This window comes from Ewingella sp. CoE-038-23, from assembly GCF_040419245.1.
Classification (GTDB): domain Bacteria; phylum Pseudomonadota; class Gammaproteobacteria; order Enterobacterales; family Enterobacteriaceae; genus Ewingella; species Ewingella allii.
Window position 1 is genome coordinate 4,280,114 of the sequence record NZ_JAZHOH010000001.1, and the last position, 17,351, is coordinate 4,297,464.

Sequence of the window (17,351 nt, forward strand, 5' to 3'; positions counted from 1 at the left end):
GGTCCCGCGTTACATGAAGAAAAGGAGATGCTTAGCATCTCCTTTTTTATGGTGTCGCAGAACACGATGAAGGCTCAAAGCGGCGTATAAATATCAAACCGGTGGCTTTTGGTGACTACCGCGGCCTGCGCGGCAATGTCCGCCATCGGCGGGGCGTAGTCTGGCCGTTTCACCACGATACGCTTGGTTGCCAGACGGCGCGCCGGTTCCAGCAGGCCATCGGCATCTTCGTCCGGCCCCACCAGCCCCTGAAAGACGCGCATCTCTTTCTTCACCAGTGCGCTTTTCTGCTTATGTGGATACATCGGGTCGAGGTAGACCACTTCCGGCTTCGGCGTCAGCTCCGACAAGGCGGTCAGGCTCGACGCGTGCAGCAGCGTCATGCGCTCGCGCAGCCACGGGCCGATTTCAGCATCGCGATAGCCTCTTTCCAGACCGTCATCGAGCAGCGCCGCGACCACCGGATTACGCTCCAGCATGCGCACGTGGCAGCCCAGTGACGCCAGCACGAACGCGTCGCGTCCGAGGCCTGCTGTGGCATCCACCACATTTGGCAAATAGCTGCCTTTGACGCCGACGGCTTTCGCCACCGCTTCGCCCCGCCCGCCGCCGAACTTGCGGCGGTGCGCCATGGTCCCGCCGACGAAATCGACGAAAATCGCCCCCAGCTTTGGCTCGTCCAGCTTGCGCAGTTCGAGACGCTCAGGGGTGAGCACCAGCGCCATATTGGCGTCGGGGACAGAGGTCAGGTTCCAGCGCTCGGCCAGAATAGATAAGGCGCCCTGAGAGGCGCCTTCTTCACAGATTAAACAGACGCTCACGAGGTGACGCTTTCCTTAATTCCATAATGGCGCAGCATAGCATCTAGCTGAGGCTCGCGCCCACGGAAGCGTTTGAACAGCTCCATTGGCTCTTCAGAACCGCCGCGCGACAGAATGTTGTCGAGGAAAGACTGGCCGGTTTCGCGGTTGAAAATCCCCTCTTCTTCGAAGCGCGAGTAAGCATCGGCAGACAGCACTTCGGCCCACAGATAGCTGTAGTAACCCGCCGCGTAGCCACCGGCGAAAATGTGGCTGAAAGCATGTGGGAAGCGGCCCCAGCTTGGTGAAGGCACAACCGCCACCTGCTTTTTGATTTCCGCGAGGGTTGGCAGGATCTGCGCGCCCTTGGCCGGGTCATACTCGGCGTGCATGCGGAAGTCGAACAGGCCGAACTCCAGCTGACGCAGGATAAACAGCGCCGCCTGATAGTTCTTGGCTGCCAGCATTTTATCCAGCATGTCGGTCGGCAATGGCTCGCCGGTTTCGAAATGGCCGGAGATAAACGCCAGCGCTTCCGGCTCCCAGCACCAGTTTTCCATAAACTGGCTTGGCAGTTCGACGGCGTCCCACGGTACCCCGCTGATCCCCGCGACGCCCGAGACGTCGATTTTGGTCAGCATATGGTGCAGGCCGTGGCCGAACTCATGGAACAGCGTGGTGACTTCATTGTGAGTAAACAGCGCCGGGCCGTTACCCACCGGGCGGTTGAAGTTACAGGTCAGGTAGGCCACCGGCTTCTGCACTTCGCCGTTGGCTTTGCGCAGGCTGCCCGCGCAGTCGTTCATCCATGCGCCGCCGCGTTTGTGTTCGCGAGCATAGAGGTCGAGGTAGAAGCTGCCGCGCAGTTCGCCGCTGTCGTCAAACAGGTCGAAGAAACGCACGTCTTTGTGCCACGTGTCCACGTCTTTGCGCTCTTTGGCGGTGATGCCATAAATGCGTTTCACCACCTCGAACAAGCCTTCCAGCGCACGCTGCTCAGGGAAGTACGGGCGCAGCTGTTCGTCATTGATAGAGAACAGGTGCTGTTTCTGTTTTTCACCGTAGAACGGCAGGTCCCAGGCTTCCATCTCATCCACGCCGTAATGCTGTTTGGCGAAGGCGCGAAGCTGGGCCAGCTCTTGCTCGGCCTGCGGACGGGCGCGCTTTGCCAGACCATTAAGGAAGTCGATCACCTGAGACGGGCTTTCGGCCATTTTAGTGGCCAGAGACTGGTCGGCAAAGGATGTAAAGCCCAGCAGCTCGGCCAGTTCGTGGCGCAGCGCCAGCTCATCGGCCATCACTTGGCTGTTGTCCCACTTACCGGCGTTCGGGCCTTGATCCGAGGCGCGGGTCAGGAAGGCGCGATACATCTCTTCGCGCAATTCCCGGTTTTCCGCATAGGTCATCACCGGCAGGTAGCTCGGGATATCCAGCGTCAACAGCCAGCCTTCTTGCTCTTTCGACTCTGCCAGCGCTTTGGCAGCGGCCAGCGCGCTCTCCGGCAAGCCTTTCAAATCCTTCACATCGGTGATCAACTTGCTCCAGCCCATGGTGGCGTCGAGCACATTGTTGCTGTAGGTCGAACCCAGCTCGGACAGGCGAGCCGAGATTTCGCCGTAGCGCTTTTGCTTCTCTGGAGATAAACCGATACCGGACAGCTCAAAATCACGCAGCGCATTATCGACAGATTTTTTCTGCGCCAGCGTCAGTTGGTCGAAGTTCGCGCCCTCTTTCAGCTCGCGATAAGCCTGATAAAGCCCCGCGTGCTGGCCCATCCAAGTGCTGAATTCAGAAATCAGCGGCAGACATTGCTCATAGGCTTCGCGCAGCTCTGGGCTGTTTTTTACCGCGTTCAGGTGGCCGACCGGCGACCAGATACGGCTAAAACGATCGTCACTTTCCGCCAGCGGCTGGCACAGGTTTTCCCAGCTAAAAGGCCCGGATTGCGCCACAACCTCTTCCACCGTCTGGCGGTAATCTTCAATCACGGATTTGATGGCAGGGACAATGTGTTCAGGACGGATCGCAGAAAACGGCGGCAGGACAAAAGGTTTCAGAAGCGGGTTGTTCGACAGATTTTGCTGTTCAGTCATAGGGGCCAGTCCTTTTTGTGTCGCTAAGGGCGATAGCGTCGTGCGCTTATCGCCTTGGGTCTGATGCGCGGCGCGGTATTTGGCGTCTTCGCGCGTCAGTCATAAATTCGAATTGCAATAAAAATGGCGTAATTTCTAACATGAGGCCAGTTTCGGCGAAAATCAATGGCTGGAAGAGATGTAGGCTGTTTCAACCGGTAACGAAAATTAAGCCAGCTGGCATTCGCGCCGGCTTTGGGCCCGGGTTAGGATGTGCTCAAATCAACAAAAACAGAGCAAAGGATAAAATGATGAAAGCGATGAAGTTAGGAATGTTGGCCGCTGGCCTGCTCTCGCTGGTGATGACCAGTCAGATGGCCAGCGCGCAAGAAACGCTGATTTTTGTCCGTCACGGCGAAAAACCGGCGAGCAGTAGCGGCCAGTTGACCTGCAAAGGGCTGAACCGCGCGCTGGCGCTGCCGGGCGTGTTATTGCCGCGCTATGGCAATCCTGACCACATTTTTGCCGCAGGCCCGAAAGAGCAAAAGCTGGGTAACTCGCTGCGCCCGCTTTCCACCATCATGCCGACCGCCGTGCGCCTCAACCAGCCAATCAATATTCATTTTCACGCCGACGACGTTGACGGCGTAACCAAAGAGTTGCAGGACGATAAGTACAAAGACGCGAAGATTTTTGTCTCCTGGGAGCACAAGAACCTCGACAAAATCGTGAAAAATATCGTCAAAGAGAACGGCGGTGACCCAAGCGTGGTGCCGGAGTGGCCGGGCAAGGATTTCGACAGCATCTTTATCCTGACCTTAGATAAGTCCGCCGCGACGCCAAAAGTGACCTTTAAAATCGAGCAGGAAAACCTGAACGGCGTGTCCGACACCTGCCCGAACGCCTCCTAATCTGTCCAAGCCGCTGGCGATGAGGTAAGGCTTTTGCCAATTTCTTCGCCAGACAGTTTATACTAAGCCCCATTCAAGGCGCGTCGCGACAGCTGGCCGCCTTCTTCATATTCCCAGTACAGTATAAACTTTCGGTAACCCACTGATTTTACTGTCTACATTCATTATTCGGAAACGTAAAACCTATGTTGAGTTACCGCCACAGCTTTCACGCTGGCAACCACGCCGACGTCCTGAAACACACTGTTCAGAGTCTGATCATCGAATCTCTGAAAGAAAAAGAGAAACCTTTCCTGTATCTCGACACCCACGCGGGTGCAGGTCGCTACCTGCTGAGTGGCGAACACGCCGAACGCACCGGCGAATATTTGGAAGGCATCGCGCGTATTTGGCAGCGTGAAGATCAGCCTGCGGAACTGGCGGCCTATATGTCGGCCATCAAGCATTTCAACCGCAACGAGAGCCTGCGCTACTACCCAGGCTCGCCGCTGATTGCCCGCCAGCTGCTGCGTGAAGAGGACAAACTGCACCTGACCGAACTGCACCCGAGCGACTTCCCGCTGCTGCGCAGTGAGTTCCAGAAAGACAACCGCGCCCGCGTCGTGCGTGAAGACGGCTACCAGCAGTTGAAGGCCCAACTTCCACCACAGTCACGCCGTGGTTTGATTTTGATGGACCCGCCTTACGAGCTGAAAACCGATTATCAGGACGTGGTGAAAGGCATTCAGGAAGGTTACAAACGCTTCGCGACCGGCACCTACGCGCTGTGGTATCCAGTAGTCATGCGTCAGCAAATCAAGAAGATGCTGCGCGACCTCGAAGCCACCGGCATTCGCCGCATTCTGCAAATCGAGCTGGGTGTGCGCCCGGACAGTGACCAGCGCGGTATGACCGCCTCGGGCATGATCGTGATTAACCCGCCGTGGAAGCTGGAACAGCAGATGAACAACGTGCTGCCGTGGCTGCTGGAAACGCTGGTGCCATCGGGCACGGGCCACCAGTTGGTGAAATGGGTGGTGCCAGAGTAAATTCTGCCAGCCTCACTCTCCCCTGGCCAGAGCCGCCTCCCCCAAGGCTCTGGCTATCAAAACGTTCCACACCTATTACAATCATTGATGCAACCTTTGCGACAAAGCGAATTCTCACGTTAAACTCTTAGGCAATTTTTTAAGATTCATGACGCCCATTGAGGCCCATTCACTTTCTCTAACGGACTAACCGATGACTAAACATTATGACTATCTGGCAATTGGCGGCGGCAGCGGCGGTATCGCATCAATTAACCGTGCCGCCATGCATGGGCAAAAATGTGCGCTGATCGAAGCAAAAGAGCTTGGCGGCACCTGTGTCAACGTAGGTTGCGTTCCTAAGAAAGTCATGTGGCACGCGGCGCAGATTGCTGAAGCAATCCGTAACTACGGCCCAGATTATGGCTTCGATACCACGGTCAACAGTTTCAACTGGAAGACGTTGGTCGCTAACCGTACTGCCTACATCGACCGTATTCACACCTCGTACGACAACGTGCTGGGTAAAAATAAAGTGGATGTGATCCGCGGCTTTGCTCGCTTCATCGACGATCACACTGTGGAAGTTAACGGCGAGAAGATCACTGCCGATCACATCCTGATCGCCACCGGCGGCCGCCCTAGCCACCCGAACATTCCGGGTGCGGAATACGGTATCGACTCAGACGGTTTCTTTGACCTGACTGAAATGCCAAAACGCGTTGCGGTTGTGGGCGCAGGCTATATCGCGGTTGAGATTGCTGGCGTGATGAACGCGCTGGGTGCAGAAACTCACCTGTTCGTGCGTAAACACGCGCCGCTGCGTACTTTCGATCCACTGATCGTTGAAACGCTGGTTGAAGTGATGAACACCGAAGGCCCGGCGCTGCATACCGAGTCGATTCCAAAAGAAGTGGTCAAAAATGCCGACGGCAGCCTGACCCTGAAACTGGAAAATGGCAAAGAGTTTGAAGTCGACAGCCTGGTGTGGGCGATTGGCCGTGAGCCAGAGACTGACAACTTCAATCTGAAAGCCACTGGCGTGAAAACTAACGACAAAGGCTACATCATCGTCGATAAGTTCCAGAACACCAGTGTTAAAGGCATTTACGCGGTGGGTGATAACACCGGTGCCGTCGAGCTAACGCCAGTCGCCGTTGCGGCGGGCCGTCGTCTCTCCGAGCGCCTGTTCAACAACAAGCCGGACGAGCATCTGGACTACAGCAACATCGCGACCGTGGTCTTCAGCCACCCTGCCATCGGCACCGTGGGCCTGACCGAGCCGGAAGCTATTGAGAAATTCGGCGCGGACAATGTGAAAGTGTACAAATCTGCTTTCACCGCGATGTACACCGCCGTCACCCAGCACCGCCAGCCATGCCGCATGAAGTTGGTCTGCGTGGGTAAAGAAGAGAAAATCGTTGGCCTGCACGGCATCGGTTACGGCATGGACGAAATGCTGCAAGGCTTCGCGGTAGCCATCAAAATGGGCGCCACCAAGAAAGACTTCGATAACACTGTCGCAATTCACCCAACAGGTGCTGAAGAGTTCGTGACCATGCGTTAATTACTCAATCTGGAATTAATTAAAAGCCGCAGGTTTATCTCTGCGGCTTTTTTGTTTTTGGGATATCGAGAATAAAAAAGCCCGCCGACAGGGCGGGCAAAACACAGCAAGCAGCTTCTATATTATTCTTAAGATAATGGGAAAGAATGGGACAAATCGACGGCGGCTGTAGGCCGTGGCCCACAACGCTCTACCCACTTCCTTTCCATAATTTTAAAAGTCATCATCTGCTTTTGGTTTCACTTTATCTCCGTGCAATAAAGGAATGAATATGCAGACCCAACAGATTGAAAAATTTACGGTATTTGGTTTTAAGACACGGACAAAAAATCAGGATGAGAGGGAGGCTGAAACCGCAAAAATCGGCCCGCTGTGGCAGCAGTTTTTCGCGCAGGCTGCACCTCGCTTGCAACCCACATCGAAAGTTTATGGGGTTTACTCGGGGTATGAGTCAGATTTCAATGGCAGCTTTGATGTCTATGCCGCAGCGAATACGCTTTCCACACAAGACGACTCTGAGTTGGAAGCCGTAGAGATTCAAGAGGGTAATTATCTGGTCTTCTCTGCCGAAGGTGAATTGCCGCAAGCCTGTATCGATTTATGGGGCGAAGTCTGGCGTTATTTCCAGAGCGAAGAAGCTCAATATCAGCGGGCTTATACTACTGACTTTGAATATTACTCGGGTGAACAAAGTATTAGTATTTATATTGCGGTGAAATAGGTGCCATAAATAATTATCCCCGATGTGTTGGGGATTATTATTTGCTCGCAGAAAACCCACGTATTTGTAGACTTTGTAAAAGAGGATTGAGGACGAGATTTGCGTAGCAACGTGAGGCGTCGCTCAGCCACACATGTTCCAACTTGGAAACGTATAAAAAGTGCGCTATCATGTTTCCAAGTTGGAACAGGGAGTGAGCCATGCACGTTGTATCAAAGGGACCATTTGATGAAGCAGCACAAAAGTTTCCCAACGATGCTAAAGCGCTAAATGATGTCTACAGAGCGTTCAAGCGAGGAAATTTTAGTGATCCAGATGAGATGAGGGAGGTTTTTCCCAGTCTGGATAGGATGAAGTACAGAGATAAGTGGTGGGTAGTTGATGTAGGCGGCAATAACCTCAGGTTAATGTTCTTCGCTGACTTTGAATACGGGCGGTTGTTCATCAAATCAATATCCACTCACGCTGAATACGATAAGTTAGTGAAGAAATATCGGGAGAACCCAGCATGATTAGCGAAGCAATCAAAGCCTCACAACAGTTGGTTAGCATTGTACCTCTCTTAGGAGGCAGCACGTCTAAGGCTGACTATAAAGAAGCCGTTGAGCTTGCTGAGTACCTTGTAGAATTTGATCCAAGCAACCCGCTCATTGAGATGTTAACGGCCAAAATCGATCGTTATGAAAATGAGTCGCCCGATTTTGCTGAATTTAACGCTTTGCTGGCGGCCACGCCTCCGGGCGTTTCCATGTTACGCGTTTTAATGGATCAGTATGGACTCACGCAGAGCGATTTTGAGAATGAAATTGGCCAACGCTCATTAGTCAGTCGCATTTTGAATGGCGACAGGAATTTAACGGTGGAGCACATGAAAGCGCTGGCAAAACGCTTCAATCTGCCTGTTTCGATATTCGTCAACGAAGACTAAAAAATGCCCCTGCTTCTTAGCGGGGGTTTTTATTGGCGAGCAAATTAAAGGGGGTAGCTAATTCGTAAAGCTAATCTGCTCTTATAAGGCAAAAATCAACTTTACCGCCCCCAACCGTTAAAATCATTAAAATGGTGGCGAAAGCGTGGCGAAAAATCGTTTTTAGTTCCCTTTTTTGATAAAAATCCGTGTCTCACATCCGATTACATAATTCTTTAATCGCGCCCTATTCTCTCTTTGTGACGAACCTGCCATTTTGTGAATTCCGTTATCCTTACCAAAAGAACAAGAACACATGACAGACAATTATGTTGCTCAAGGGGCCAGTGGACACGGCCTGGCAACGGTTGCCGAGAATGGAGTCGTACTGGATAGTTGGTTTGCCGAAACAACCTTGCAGTCGGTGACAGAAATTTCAGAAACACGTTATCTTTCCGCCAGTGAAGCACAAACACAATTCCAATTAGCAACGCCGGACCACGACACAATGCGTCGGGTGCGAAGCATTGCCATCCACACCACCATTGCTGATTTACGTCAGCCACCCCGCGACCTGCATGACCTGTATCTGCGCCTGCATTTGCTGAGCCAGCGCAAGATTAAGCCGTGGCAGGCCAACCTCGCCGGTTTTACCGAACTGCTGATCGATGTGGCCTGGACATCTCACGGCCCCTGCCTGCCGCAACAGCTGAAAGAGTTGCAAAAAGTCAGTAGAAATACGCCGGGCAGGCCGACGGTGTATAGCGTTTTCAGGCTGCCGCGCATGGTCGATTATGTGCCAGCCACCGACGTCTACCTACTCGATCCCAACAAAATCATGCTCGGGGCTTATCTAGCGCCGGGTACTTTTGTCTCTTCGGCGGGTTTTTGCAACATGAACTCCGGCACCCTCGGGCCTTGCATGGTCGAAGGGCGCATCAGCCTTGGCGCCACTATTCAGGGCGGTTCGCACATCGGCGGCGGTGCCTCGATTATGGGCAGCACCTCGGGTGGCGGGAAGCACGTGGTGTCGATTGGCGCCAACTGTCTATTGGGCGCCAACTCCGGGGTGGGTATTTCGTTGGGAGATAACTGCGCGGTGGAAGCCGGTCTGTATATCACCGCTGGCCTGCCGGTAACCAAAGCCGACGGCAGCACGGTGAAAGCCATTACGCTGGCCGGCAAGTCAAACTTGCTGTTCCGCAGAAACGCGACCACGGGGACGGTTGAAGTGGTAGATCGCCCCGGAGAGCAAAGCCTGTTATTACCGACATTGCATCGCTCGGGGCAGAACCCGACCTATGTTCCAGATGATGTTTGGCAGACATTCGCTGAGTGATTAGAAACAAAAACGCCCGCAGGCATCGTAACCTGCGGGCGTTTTTATTTAGGCAGCCGGTTTATTTAGATTCAGCATTCAACGCGTTCAACACCGGCGCGACGGAGAAGAATGACCCACAGACCACAATAACATCCCCTTCTTGCACATCGCGTTTTGCGGCTTCCCAGCCCGCCAAAATATCGGCGAATTTTTGCGCCTGAGGTAAATATTGCGCGACATCTTCCGGCTTAGTGCTTCGCGGCCCGGCCTGCACCCCGCAGCAATACCATTTATCAGATAAAGTTTTTAAATGGTCGACGGTACCTTTGATATCTTTATTAATAAGCATGCCGATAACAAAACGGTAATTTCCCTTAATTGGGAATTTGCGTAATCTTTCCGCTAAATAAGCCGCCGCGTGTGGGTTATGCGCGACATCTAAAATAGTGGTTGGGCTATTGCCAATAATTTGGAAGCGACCCGGTAAATTGGCGTGAAGAATAACCTCTTGCAGAGCGGCAGGCGTGAAATTTAATCCGCTGGCGCGCAGAGCGGCAATTGCGGTCGCCACGTTTTCTAGCGGCATTTTTGGAATCGCTAAGTCAGTCAGTTCACCAGTGGCATCGCTGAATGACCACTGGTTTTCCTGCACATCCAGTTGCCAATTGGCTTCGCGCTGATAAGTCAGCGCACCAATTTTCTGAGCGTAGGCCAGCAGCGAGGCGGGCGCACGCGCCTGCCCAATGATGGCCGGTTTACCGGCGCGGAAAATACCGGCTTTGATCTCGCCGATGGCCTCGGTGTCTTTGCCCAACCAGTCTTCGTGGTCCAGCGCAACGTTGGTTATCACCGAAATGTCTGGCTCGATGATATTGGTCGCGTCATCACGCCCGCCCATACCAACTTCGATAATCGCCACATCCACCTGCGCCTGCTTCATCAGCCAGAAAGCACCTAAGGTGTTGAATTCAAATGGCGTGAGCGTAGTGTCTTGACGGGCATGGTTAATGGCAACAAAGGCGGCAACGTGCTCGCTTCCGGCCAGCTCTTTACCCTGAATGCGCACGGTTTCGGTGTAATTGATCATGTGAGGCGAGCTAAACACCCCCACTTTATAGCCGGAGAGTTGCAGCGTTTTTTCCAGCGTATGGCAGGTGGTGCCTTTGCCATTGGTGCCACCCACTAAAAAAATAAATGGCGCAGGTTTTAATACCTCTAAAGTATTAGCCACCGCTTTAATTCTATTAAGACTCATATCTATAACTTGCGAGTGGAGACTATCAATATAGGACAGCCAGTCATGCAAATCGGAAGTTGCCTGTGGAACACCGACTCTTTCACTCATGTTATATTTTCCTCGGATAAGTAATCTTCAATTTTTATATTTTATAAACCCTGTAGAGCAGAAAGTTTATACAACATGTCCCCCTGCCCAACAACATGAGTGAAATGTTTTCTCACAATGAAAAAACGCGCCGGTTGGTTTCCCCACGGGCGCGCTAATAAATTTAACATTAAGGCTTTTTCTCGCCATTAGGCGAAGAAAATTCACGGCTGTTGCAGAGATTTCACCTTGGCCGCATAGCTCTTACGCAGCTTTTGCAATTTCGGAGGGATCACTGCCAGACAGTAACCATTGCGCTGGCCCGCGCCGTCCCAGTAGTTCTGGTGGTAATCTTCGGCGACATAGACTTCACCCAGTGGCTCGATGGTGGTGACCACCGGCTGGCTGTTGTCGGCCTGGGCGCGCTGAATAGCAGCCTCGGCTTCGGCCTGCTGGTGCTGATCTGCCGGGAATAAAACCGAGCGATACTGCGTGCCGATGTCGTTGCCTTGACGGTTCAACTGGGTCGGATCATGGGTCACGAAATGGATATCCAGCAGGTCGCCGTAGCTCAGTTTCTCTGGGTCAAAGCCAACGCGAATGGCTTCTGCGTGACCCGTCGCGCCGCTGCATACCTGCTCGTAAGTTGGGTTTGGACGGCGGCCACCGGTGTAGACACTCTCAACCGATTCGACACCAATCACGTCTTTAAAAACGGCTTCGGTACACCAGAAACACCCACCACCGAAGACGGCATATTCGATTGTCATACAGACTCCTTCACATTGGGATACGACCTCTTATGTCATAAGACTAGTCGTTCAGCGTTCATAAAGGAATAACAACAGAAAAAGGGCGGAATGGCTGCGCGAAAAGTGCCGCGAGCATTGCGCAAACCCTGCTGCAAGCTATACCGCAAATAAGCCACAACCTTCTTATGGATAATAATAGAGTAAAATATCAGGAAAATCCTGATATTAATCGGCGACGGGCCATGCAGTTAATGACATATAATTACACATATTCGCCACTGATTGATTTGCCCTGTTTTTCGTGGCAACATCGCTGCAATTAATATATATGGAATTCATGATGAAAGACGTAATTGAAGGTTTTTTAAGATTCCAAAAAGACGCATTCCCACAGCGTTCTAAGCTTTTCAAAAAGCTCGCATCTAATCAAAACCCTAAGACCCTTTTTATATCCTGCTCCGACAGCCGTTTAGTTCCGGAATTAGTCACCCAGCGTGAGCCCGGCGAACTGTTTGTTATTCGTAACGCAGGTAACATCGTGCCACCTTTTGGGCCTGAGCCTGGCGGCGTGTCCGCCACCGTCGAATACGCCGTGATGGCGCTCGGCATTCGCGATATCGTGGTGTGCGGTCACTCAGACTGCGGCGCAATGACCGCCGTGGCAAACTGCTCCTGCCTCGACCACATGCCTGCCGTGGCCCACTGGCTGCGCTATGCGGATGCGGCGAAAGCCATCAATGACTCCGCCGGGCATGAAACTTCCCAAGCGCGCGTTAACGGCATGGTGCATGAAAACGTCATCGCCCAGTTGGGTAACTTGCGCACCCACCCTTGCGTGGCGCTGGCATTAGCCAAGGGCCAAATGAACCTGCACGGCTGGGTTTATGATATCGAGTCTGGCTCGATTGAAGCATTCGACAGCAAGACCAAGACCTTTATCTCACTGTCTGACAATCCTGAAGCGACGGCGACCTAATTCGCCATTTAATAAGTCACCTTGCAAGGTGACTTATTATTTCAGCAGGTTCAACCGAGGGAGTGAGTTATTAACTCCCTCGCGTAGAAATCAGGGATTGGGCTATGAATAATGGCCGATGCCGTTTCCACCACGTTATATTCCACTGCCACAATCTCTGCTGAAATATCACCCTCTTCCCAAGTACAGGTCATATAGGTTGCCAAAGGCTGCCCCAATTTTATTCGCCCGGTGGCGCCGGTATTGCCAATTAATACGCTTTTCCCACTCGCCGTCGCGAGCTGCCGGAGATAGGCACAATGCGTGTGGCCCATTAGTATGCCGTCGGCATGATTGGCCGCGCACATCTCGGCTAACGCGCTTGGACTATGATCTTGATAGATATATTCGTGAATGGCGTTAGCACTGGCATGCACCAACAGCAGGCTTTTTGCCTTATCTCCCTCCCCCAGCACTACCTGCCGCTTAAAGGGTAAATCGCGCAGGTAGGCCATATTTTCGGCGCTAATCGTCGCTTTACTCAGCGCGATAGCTTCTACTCGCGCCTCGCGCTCTTGCGGCGAGTGCTTTGCCATTGGCGTCACCGGGCGGTCAAATGCCACACGGTCATCATGATTGCCCATCACCGTGGGAATTTGGCGCTGGCGCAGCAGCTCAATCACCTCGTTCGGCCAAGGGGCAAAATCTACCAAGTCGCCAAGGCAGTAAATCTCAGCGATATGTCGCGCATCAATGTCCTCAAGCACGGCCTTTAACGCCGGCAAGTTGGCGTGTACATCACTAAAAACGGCAATTTGCCTGATCATTTTTTGTTTCCATTTTTCTCAAACTATCGCAATACGATGCGATCGTAGACTGTTAACTTCAATCATCAGGATCGTTAGAATAATTAGGTAAAGACTAATTATTAGGAGGAATGCCGTGGAGCTGAGACATTTGCGCTACTTTATGGCGGTGGCCGACCAGCTGCATTTCGCCGCGGCGGCTGAGAGTCTGAATATCGCGGCCCCCACGCTGTCAGTGCAAATCAAGCAACTGGAAGAGATGGTCGGCACGCCGCTGTTCGTGCGCACAAAACGCGCTGTTCATCTGACCCAAGCTGGGGAATTATTTCGTCACGAAGCTGCCGCCACTCTGCTGCAAGCACAGCGCACGCTGGACACCGGACTGCGCGCCGCGCGGGGTGAGATTGGGCAGGTAGCGCTGGGCTACGTGGGTTCAGCTTTGTGGTCAGGCTTGCTCGGCCAGCTGGTGTGCGAATACAAGCAGCAGCGGCCGCAAGTCGCGCTACTGACCCGCGAGAGGCCGATGGCGTCGCTGCCGCAGGACGTGCTCGACGGCTCGCTGGACGTCGCGCTGGTCCGTGGCCCAACGCCGCTGCCGGACGGCCTGCAAATGCGCGCCCTCCAGCGAGATAATTTCTGCCTCGCGCTCCCCGCCTCTCACCCGCTGGCGGACGCTGTCGAGCCCATTGCTCCTCTGCAGTTGGCAGGAGAAGCCTTCGTGATGGCCGAACAGACCTCAGGGATGCACGAAGTGGCGCGGCGCGGCGGCTTTTCGATTCGCCAGCAGTATCCGTCGGGTGGCTTGGTGGACGTACTGGCGCAGGTGGCCTTTAACGTCGGCATCGCCGTGATCCCGGCCAGCCTGTCGCGAGTGATCTCCCTGCCCGGCGTGGTCTACCGGTCGATTCAGCCGCCGGAGATCCCCTCGTGCATTGTGATGCTGTTCCGCCAGTGGGAACGGACCCCGGCGATTGTCAATTTCATTCGTTTTGTCGAGTCGATGCAGTTTGATGACGCCCTGATTGACCCGCAGGGCCACCCGATAAAACCTTAATTCGCTACCAAGACAGAGAGAATTGCCATGCCCATTACCGCGTTGAACCGTCTGGCCGATTTCCCCGCCGAGCAGTGGGACGCCATGGTGCCCGCCGGTCAGCCCTTCCAGCGTCACGCCTTTCTTTCTGCTTTGGAGGAGAGCGGCAGCATCACGCCGCGCACGGGCTGGCAGACGGAACACCTGCTGTGGATGGAGGGCGAACGCTGTCTGGCGGCCATTCCCGGCTATCGCAAAATGCACTCTGCCGGAGAATATGTCTTCGATCAGGGATGGGCGGAAGCCAGCGAGCGGGCGGGAATTCGCTATTACCCCAAGTGGCTCGGCGCGGTGCCTTTTAGCCCAGTGACCGGCGCCCGCCTGCTGGGCGACCCCGCCGCCGCCGCGCAACTGCTCGACCAACTGCCGGACTATTTAGCCCAGCAGCAGCTCTCCGGCGGGCATATCAACTTTACCGACGCGGGCAATCATGGGCTGTTTGCTGGCCGAGGCGAATGGCTACAGCGCACCGGCTTGCAGTATCACTGGCACAATTGCGGTTATCGCGACTTTCAGGATTTCCTCGACACGCTGGCTTCGCGCAAACGCAAACAGATGCGCAAAGAGCGCGAACTGGTGGCGGCTCAGGGCTTTGAATTTGCATGGCTGGAGGGCGCGCAGGTCACTGAAGCGCAGTGGGATTTCGTCTACACCTGCTATGCCAATACCTATCTGGTGCGCGGCCGCGCGCCTTATCTGACGCGGGAATTCTTCAGCCTGCTGGCCGAACGTATGCCGCAGAACCTGCGTGTCGTCCTCACCACCCTCAGCGGCCAGCCGGTGGCGATGGCCTTTAGTCTGGTGGACGGCGATACCTTTTATGGCCGCTACTGGGGCTGTCTGGCGGAGTTCGACCGGCTGCATTTCGAAACCTGTTTCTATCAGGGGATGGACTACGCGATTGCCAAAGGGCTGGCGCGGTTTGACGCCGGGGCGCAGGGCGAACACAAGCTGCTGCGCGGCTTTGAGCCGGTGATCACCCATTCGTGGCACCATTTACGCCACGGCGGGTTACAGGCTGCGGTGGAGAATTTCTTGCAAGAGGAGCGCGCGGCGGTGTTGCAGTGGGAAGAGGAAGCGCGTCAGGCTCTGCCTTATCGCAAAGCCTGACGTGTAGATTTCAAACCAATATTAATCGGTGCCGACAAAGCCCCCGGTCTGATGCTGCCACAGGCGGGCATACAGGCCGTTGTGGGCCAGCAGCTCGGCGTGGGTGCCGGCTTCGACAATTTTGCCTTTCTCCAGCACCACCAGACGGTCCATTTTGACGATGGTCGACAGGCGGTGAGCAATGGCGATCACCGTTTTGCCCTGCATCAGATCTTCGAAACTTTCCTGAATCGCCGCCTCGACCTCGGAATCCAGCGCCGAAGTGGCTTCATCCAGAATCAGAATCGGCGCGTTTTTCAGCAGCACGCGGGCAATGGCAATACGCTGGCGCTGGCCGCCGGAGAGCTTCACGCCGCGTTCGCCGACGTGAGCATCCAAACCCGAACGACCCTGCGGGTCATACAGCTCGGGGATAAACTCATCGGCGCGGGCGCGGTGAATCGCCTGCCAAATCTCCTCATCCGTGGCGTCCGGGCGACCATACAGCAGGTTGTCGCGAATTGAGCGGTGCAGCAGCGACGTGTCCTGGGTGATCATGCCAATTTGCGCCCGCAGGCTCTCCTGCGTGACCTGCGAAATATCCTGCTGATCGATAGAAATCCGCCCACCGTCAATGTCATACAGTCTCAGCAGCAGGTTCACCAATGTCGATTTACCGGCACCCGACGGCCCAATTAGGCCAATTTTTTCGCCCGGACGAATATTCAGATTCAGCCCGCCAATCACTTGACGCTCTTTGCCGTAGTTGAAATTCACCTGATCGAAACGAATCTCTCCGCTGTGAACGTCCAGCTGTTTTGCGTCCGGCTTATCACTCACTTTGATCGGCTGGGCGATGGTCTTCAGCCCGTCCTGAACCATGCCGATATTTTCGAAAATGCCGTTCACCACCCACATGATCCAGCTGGACATGTTAACAATGCGGATCACCAGCCCGGTCGCCAGGGCAATAGCCCCGACGCTAATCAGCGACTGGGTCCACAACCACACCGCCAGACCCGTAGTCCCAACAATTAGCAGGCCGTTCATGGTGGTGATGGCTACGTCCATGCTGGTCACCACGCGGCTGGCCATCTGAGTTTTATGGGTCTGCTCAGTAATGGCATCGCGGGCGTATTGCTGCTCGAGGTCGGTATGTGCAAACAGCTTGAGCGTGGTGATATTGGTGTAGCCGTCGACAATGCAGCCCATCAGTTTAGAACGCGCCTCGGAGGACTCCACCGAGCGAGCCTTCACGCGCGGCACGAAATAGTAGAGGCAGGCAATATAGCCCAGAATCCAGATAATCAGCGGGATCATCAGCCGCCAGTCGGCTTCGGCGAACAGCACCAGGGCGCTGGCCGCGTAAATCAGCACGTGCCAGATGGCGTCCACTGCCTGCACCGCCGAGTCACGCAATGAGTTACCGGTTTGCATAATGCGTTGCGCGATACGCCCGGCAAAATCGTTCTGGAAGAAGTTCAGGCTTTGGCGCAGCACGTAGTTGTGGTTTTGCCAGCGGATCATGCTGGTCATGCCCGGACTGATCGTCTGATGCACCAGCAGGTCATGTAGCCCGAAGAAGACCGGACGCAGGATCAGCGCCACCGCCGCCATCCACAGCAGCTCCGGCCCGTGCAAGCTGAAGAACTGCGCCGGAGGCGTGCTATTAGTTAAATCGATAATACGGCTGAGATAGCTGAACAGTGCCACTTCGATTAATGACGCCACCAGCCCGACCACCAGCAGCGCGGCGAACATCGGCCAAACCTGACGCAAATAATAGAGATAGAAAGCGCCCACTTTGTCGGGTGGCGAGTCCGCAGGCGCTTTGCGGAAGATATCGATAATTCGTTCAAAACGGCGGTACAACATAGAGAACCTCTAAAGTTATTTAGTCAGAGCTGTCCTGCCCTGATATTTCGCCGGTGAATTGGCAGTGGTGACGTGCAACAAGCTATAAGAGTAGACCCTTTTTGGTGGCCTTTTCGTTTGACCTTTATACGATAGCTTTTATGATGAAAGT

At 54.3% G+C, this 17,351-nt stretch carries 16 protein-coding genes; 10 read left to right on the forward strand and 6 right to left on the reverse strand.

What is annotated here, in order from left to right; genetic code table 11:
* Positions 1 to 74: 74 nt before the first annotated feature.
* Both rsmJ and prlC read right to left on the reverse strand, forming a co-directional pair.
* Positions 75 to 821 (reverse strand): 16S rRNA (guanine(1516)-N(2))-methyltransferase RsmJ, encoded by a 747-nt coding sequence (rsmJ, locus tag V2154_RS20575; RefSeq protein WP_353503653.1) that lies wholly within the window; start codon positions 819 to 821, stop codon positions 75 to 77.
* A complete protein-coding gene (gene prlC, locus V2154_RS20580; RefSeq protein ID WP_353503654.1) occupies positions 818 to 2,893 on the reverse strand; it encodes an oligopeptidase A in 2,076 nt (691 codons plus the stop codon). The genes rsmJ and prlC overlap by 4 nt, the downstream gene beginning before the upstream one ends.
* A 287-nt stretch (positions 2,894 to 3,180) precedes the next feature.
* On the opposite strand from prlC, the gene V2154_RS20585 reads away from it, so the two are divergent.
* The 7 genes from V2154_RS20585 (at position 3,181) to V2154_RS20615 (ending at position 9,324) form a co-directional block, all read left to right on the forward strand.
* Positions 3,181 to 3,783, forward strand: coding sequence for a histidine phosphatase family protein (locus V2154_RS20585; protein ID WP_353503655.1), 603 nt, complete (start codon positions 3,181 to 3,183; stop codon positions 3,781 to 3,783).
* Positions 3,784 to 3,968: 185 nt separating this feature from the next.
* Positions 3,969 to 4,811 carry a 23S rRNA (adenine(2030)-N(6))-methyltransferase RlmJ gene (locus V2154_RS20590; protein WP_100936460.1) on the forward strand — a complete coding sequence of 281 codons (843 nt, stop codon included), beginning with the start codon at positions 3,969 to 3,971 and terminating at the stop codon, positions 4,809 to 4,811.
* Between the two features lie 193 nt (positions 4,812 to 5,004).
* Complete coding sequence (gene gorA / locus V2154_RS20595; protein ID WP_353503656.1) at positions 5,005 to 6,357, forward strand: glutathione-disulfide reductase; 1,353 nt, start codon at positions 5,005 to 5,007, stop codon at positions 6,355 to 6,357.
* A gap of 271 nt (positions 6,358 to 6,628) precedes the next feature.
* Positions 6,629 to 7,078, forward strand: coding sequence for a GyrI-like domain-containing protein (locus V2154_RS20600; RefSeq protein WP_353503657.1), 450 nt, complete (start codon positions 6,629 to 6,631; stop codon positions 7,076 to 7,078).
* 200 nt (positions 7,079 to 7,278) lie between these two features.
* Positions 7,279 to 7,590 (forward strand): type II toxin-antitoxin system HigB family toxin, encoded by a 312-nt coding sequence (locus tag V2154_RS20605; protein WP_034793981.1) that lies wholly within the window; start codon positions 7,279 to 7,281, stop codon positions 7,588 to 7,590.
* Complete coding sequence (locus V2154_RS20610) at positions 7,587 to 8,006, forward strand: helix-turn-helix domain-containing protein (protein ID WP_034793985.1); 420 nt, start codon at positions 7,587 to 7,589, stop codon at positions 8,004 to 8,006. Before V2154_RS20605 ends, V2154_RS20610 begins: the two co-directional genes overlap by 4 nt.
* Positions 8,007 to 8,301: 295 nt before the next feature.
* Positions 8,302 to 9,324, forward strand: coding sequence for a DapH/DapD/GlmU-related protein (locus V2154_RS20615; RefSeq protein WP_353503658.1), 1,023 nt, complete (start codon positions 8,302 to 8,304; stop codon positions 9,322 to 9,324).
* Positions 9,325 to 9,385: 61 nt separating this feature from the next.
* Here V2154_RS20615 and folC read toward each other — a convergent pair whose 3' ends face one another.
* Positions 9,386 to 10,651 (reverse strand): bifunctional tetrahydrofolate synthase/dihydrofolate synthase, encoded by a 1,266-nt coding sequence (gene folC / locus V2154_RS20620; protein ID WP_353503659.1) that lies wholly within the window; start codon positions 10,649 to 10,651, stop codon positions 9,386 to 9,388.
* Positions 10,652 to 10,854: 203 nt separating this feature from the next.
* Positions 10,855 to 11,400, reverse strand: a complete 546-nt coding sequence (gene msrA, locus V2154_RS20625) for a peptide-methionine (S)-S-oxide reductase MsrA (protein ID WP_353503660.1) — start codon at positions 11,398 to 11,400, stop codon at positions 10,855 to 10,857.
* 322 nt (positions 11,401 to 11,722) lie between these two features.
* Between msrA and V2154_RS20630 the strand changes: the two genes are divergently transcribed.
* Entirely contained in the window at positions 11,723 to 12,358 is a 636-nt protein-coding gene (locus V2154_RS20630; protein ID WP_353504042.1) for a carbonic anhydrase, read from the forward strand.
* 50 nt (positions 12,359 to 12,408) lie between these two features.
* Here the strand turns inward: V2154_RS20630 and V2154_RS20635 are convergent, their stop codons facing one another.
* A complete protein-coding gene (locus V2154_RS20635) occupies positions 12,409 to 13,164 on the reverse strand; it encodes a metallophosphoesterase family protein (RefSeq protein ID WP_353503661.1) in 756 nt (251 codons plus the stop codon).
* A gap of 115 nt (positions 13,165 to 13,279) precedes the next feature.
* Between V2154_RS20635 and V2154_RS20640 the strand changes: the two genes are divergently transcribed.
* Positions 13,280 to 14,197, forward strand: a complete 918-nt coding sequence (locus V2154_RS20640; RefSeq protein WP_353503662.1) for a LysR substrate-binding domain-containing protein — start codon at positions 13,280 to 13,282, stop codon at positions 14,195 to 14,197.
* 27 nt (positions 14,198 to 14,224) lie between these two features.
* Positions 14,225 to 15,346 carry a GNAT family N-acetyltransferase gene (locus V2154_RS20645; RefSeq protein WP_353503663.1) on the forward strand — a complete coding sequence of 374 codons (1,122 nt, stop codon included), beginning with the start codon at positions 14,225 to 14,227 and terminating at the stop codon, positions 15,344 to 15,346.
* A gap of 21 nt (positions 15,347 to 15,367) precedes the next feature.
* Here V2154_RS20645 and V2154_RS20650 read toward each other — a convergent pair whose 3' ends face one another.
* Positions 15,368 to 17,200, reverse strand: coding sequence for an ABC transporter ATP-binding protein (locus V2154_RS20650; RefSeq protein WP_353503664.1), 1,833 nt, complete (start codon positions 17,198 to 17,200; stop codon positions 15,368 to 15,370).
* Positions 17,201 to 17,351: the final 151 nt, after the last annotated feature.

What these genes read in the sequence shown, in the direction of transcription:
- prlC (WP_353503654.1), bottom strand. Translation starts at nt 2,893, where the DNA reads ATGACTGAACAGCAAAATCTGTCGAACAACCCGCTTCTGAAACCTTTT.
- V2154_RS20585 (WP_353503655.1), top strand. Translation starts at nt 3,181, where the DNA reads ATGATGAAAGCGATGAAGTTAGGAATGTTGGCCGCTGGCCTGCTCTCG.
- V2154_RS20590 (WP_100936460.1), top strand. Translation starts at nt 3,969, where the DNA reads ATGTTGAGTTACCGCCACAGCTTTCACGCTGGCAACCACGCCGACGTC.
- gorA (WP_353503656.1), top strand. Translation starts at nt 5,005, where the DNA reads ATGACTAAACATTATGACTATCTGGCAATTGGCGGCGGCAGCGGCGGT.
- V2154_RS20600 (WP_353503657.1), top strand. Translation starts at nt 6,629, where the DNA reads ATGCAGACCCAACAGATTGAAAAATTTACGGTATTTGGTTTTAAGACA.
- V2154_RS20605 (WP_034793981.1), top strand. Translation starts at nt 7,279, where the DNA reads ATGCACGTTGTATCAAAGGGACCATTTGATGAAGCAGCACAAAAGTTT.
- V2154_RS20610 (WP_034793985.1), top strand. Translation starts at nt 7,587, where the DNA reads ATGATTAGCGAAGCAATCAAAGCCTCACAACAGTTGGTTAGCATTGTA.
- V2154_RS20615 (WP_353503658.1), top strand. Translation starts at nt 8,302, where the DNA reads ATGACAGACAATTATGTTGCTCAAGGGGCCAGTGGACACGGCCTGGCA.
- folC (WP_353503659.1), bottom strand. Translation starts at nt 10,651, where the DNA reads ATGAGTGAAAGAGTCGGTGTTCCACAGGCAACTTCCGATTTGCATGAC.
- msrA (WP_353503660.1), bottom strand. Translation starts at nt 11,400, where the DNA reads ATGACAATCGAATATGCCGTCTTCGGTGGTGGGTGTTTCTGGTGTACC.
- V2154_RS20630 (WP_353504042.1), top strand. Translation starts at nt 11,723, where the DNA reads ATGAAAGACGTAATTGAAGGTTTTTTAAGATTCCAAAAAGACGCATTC.
- V2154_RS20635 (WP_353503661.1), bottom strand. Translation starts at nt 13,164, where the DNA reads ATGATCAGGCAAATTGCCGTTTTTAGTGATGTACACGCCAACTTGCCG.
- V2154_RS20645 (WP_353503663.1), top strand. Translation starts at nt 14,225, where the DNA reads ATGCCCATTACCGCGTTGAACCGTCTGGCCGATTTCCCCGCCGAGCAG.
- V2154_RS20650 (WP_353503664.1), bottom strand. Translation starts at nt 17,200, where the DNA reads ATGTTGTACCGCCGTTTTGAACGAATTATCGATATCTTCCGCAAAGCG.